The organism is Mesorhizobium sp. M0633 (assembly GCF_040320645.1).
In the GTDB taxonomy this organism is placed as follows: Bacteria; Pseudomonadota; Alphaproteobacteria; order Rhizobiales; family Rhizobiaceae; genus Mesorhizobium.
Genome location: NZ_JAMYQC010000112.1, coordinates 1 through 1,151 on the forward strand (window position 1 = coordinate 1; position 1,151 = coordinate 1,151).

Sequence of the window (1,151 nt, forward strand, 5' to 3'; positions counted from 1 at the left end):
TGGTCGAAGCAGGGAGATTCGGGATGGCGGATCGTGTTCTGGGTCAGTTGAGTCTGGCGGACGGGCTGGCGGCGTCGGACGAGACGATTTTCGACCTGGTATCGAAGGAACTGGACTGGGCACCGATCCGAACATTGCTGGGTCAGCGCAGCGGTCCCGGCTCGGGCAACACCAGCTACCCGGCGGAGGCGCTGGTGCGCTGTCTTTTGCTGGGCGTGTGGCACGGGCTGAGCGATCCGGCATTGGAGGCTCAGATCCGTGACCGGCTGTCGTTTCGCCGCTTTGCCGGCTTCAGCCTTTCGGACCGTACGCCCGATCATTCGACACTGTGGCGCTTCCGCGAGGAACTGACGCGCGAGCGGCTGATCGACAAGGTGTTTGAGGAGATCAACCGCCAGCTGGAGACGAAGGGCCTGATCGTCAAGCGCGGCACCTTAGTCGATGCGACGTTCCTGCAGGCCCGTGGGCGGCCGCCCAAGCAGCCGAAGAAGGGCCACCAGGGCCCGGCCAAGCCGTCGGCCGACAAGGACGCGCGCTGGGGCAAGAAGGGCAACAAGAGCACCTTCGGCTACAAGATGCACATCGGCGCCGACCAGGAGCACACCATGATCCGGCGTGTCGAGGTAAGCGACGCCTCGATCACCGACACCGAGGCGGCCGACAATCTGGTTTGCGGCGATGAGAAGGCGGCCTATGGCGATCAGGCCTACTACACCCATGCCAGGCATGATCGGCTGGCCAAGGCCGGGATCAAGGACCGGCTGATGCGGCGGCCCAACAAGCATCATCCCGAGTTGCCGGCGCGCCAGAAGCTGCGTAACCGGTTGATCGCCAAGGTGCGGGCGGCTGTGGAGCGGCCTTTTGCTGTGTTCAAGGAGCGCTACGGCATGCGGCGCCTGCGCTTCTTCAACCTCGCCGCCAACCGCACGCAATGCATACTAGCCGCCTGCGCCTACAATCTGCGGACCATGATCGGCGCCCTCTATCCACCTGGCGGAAAACCGGCATGAGGAGGAGTCTGTCTAAAATCGGCGGATCGGCCGGTCATGCCGGTCGATGCCATACCAAGCCGTCGAAAACTGCTTTCCCGGCCTTCAAAAAAGCCCCATTAACTCACCAACCAGGATTTCGCTTCCCGTGCAAAGCCCTCC

The 1,151-nt window shown here is 63.4% G+C and carries 1 protein-coding gene; it reads left to right on the plus strand.

The genetic code is table 11. The annotated features are described in order from the left end of the window. Positions 1 to 23: 23 nt before the first annotated feature. A complete protein-coding gene (locus NKI47_RS34885; protein ID WP_352572754.1) occupies positions 24 to 1,010 on the plus strand; it encodes an IS5 family transposase in 987 nt (328 codons plus the stop codon). Positions 1,011 to 1,151: the final 141 nt, after the last annotated feature.